Source organism: Microbispora rosea, from assembly GCF_900156315.1.
Taxonomy (GTDB): Bacteria; Actinomycetota; Actinomycetes; order Streptosporangiales; family Streptosporangiaceae; genus Microbispora; species Microbispora rosea.
The window spans coordinates 1-1,388 of sequence record NZ_FTNI01000076.1; the positions used below are offsets into that span (position 1 = coordinate 1).

The following is a 1,388-nucleotide window of genomic DNA, read 5'->3' on the forward strand; positions in this document are numbered from 1 at the left end:
GGGTTAAACGACAAAAAGTGTGTCTGATTCAGCGTGTCGTGGGGGTTAGATTTGGCCTTTTTGGATGCCGATTGAGTGTGTGTAGTTGGTGTCGATAGCGTTGTCGTAGAGGGCTGGTCGTCCGGTTTCGTGGTCGGCTTCGTTCTCGTTTCGGGTCAGGGTGGATACTTTGGCGAGTTGGCCCTGGCCCCAGTCGGACTGACTGGCGATTCGTACTGGATCGTCAGGCAGTTCCGTTTTCAAATAGAGCCACCAATCCAGCATGCGGCGTTGTCGTTCACCTGATCTGCCGCGGTGTGTTCTGGCGAGCAGTTTGAGCTGGGCGTTGATGCCGCCTTCCAGGCTGTTGGTGGTGGATTTGATCCACTCTGGTTGAAGTACTGCTTTTGGCGGGTTGAGGTAGACAAACAGCATCTCGGACCGCCAAAGATGGTTGAGGCTGTTGTATGCCTTGCGCACGTTGTGATGCGTCCACACGCGGGTCCATGCACCGGTTTTGGGATCTTTGACCAGGGTTTTCTCGTCCATCCATGACCGGTAGAGCGTGGAGAACTCGTGCAGCTGCGCACCCCATGCAGCGGCTTCATCCAGCGTGGTGATCCGGGTCAGCTTCAGCGCAAGTCGGTAGATGGTGCGCCCGGCATCGGTGCGTGGGTTACTGGTGGTGTAGCGGCGTACCACGCGTTGGGCGTGGACGAGGCAGCGTTGAATTTTCGTAGTCGGCCAGCACTTTTTGATCGCGCTGTATGCGCCTTGGCCGCCGTCGATGACGGCGATGAGTGGGGCTTCGATGCGCTCAAGCAGCAGTTGGTAGTCGCGGGTGGTTTCGTGTTTGCACCAGTGCCAGGCAATCACGTGGTCGATCGTCGCCGCGACGATCAAGCAGCCGCCAGCGGTGTAGGTGCCGTCAAGGAAGATCTGGTCGTAGACCCGCTTGTCGTGGCCGGCGGTGGGGTCAGGCACATCAACGAACCAGAACGGTTCGAATCGACGTTGCATCGTGCGCGGTGAGCACCCCACACGGCGGGCAACGGTATCGAGGCTGGCGCCGGTGGTGAGGTGGTCGATGAAGACGGTGAACGCCGCCGCGTTGGTGATGTCGCTTCTGCGTTTCACGCTGGAGGCGCCGCATCGTTTGCAGCGCCACCTGGTGGTGCCTTTGCTAGTGGTGCCGTTTCGTTTCATTTCTCCGCCGCAGTGGCAGCGTGGTTGGTTCTTTGACATTGCGACACCACACCACGCCGCACATAGCACATCACGGCAGCCACACCGAGGATTGAACGCTCGAGACCTAAATATATGCCCCCGAAGCATATATTTCCCTGAAACCTACAGGTCAAACCCTGAAAATCGTCGATTCCAGACACACTTTTTGTCGTTTAACCCAC

General features: G+C 57.9%; 1 protein-coding gene. It reads right to left on the reverse strand.

Going from position 1 to position 1,388, the window contains the following annotated elements; translation table 11 throughout:
- Positions 1-45 precede the first annotated feature (45 nt).
- Positions 46-1,224, reverse strand: coding sequence for an IS1249 family transposase (locus tag BXA11_RS41050; RefSeq protein ID WP_063937531.1), 1,179 nt, complete (start codon positions 1,222-1,224; stop codon positions 46-48).
- Positions 1,225-1,388 lie beyond the last annotated feature (164 nt).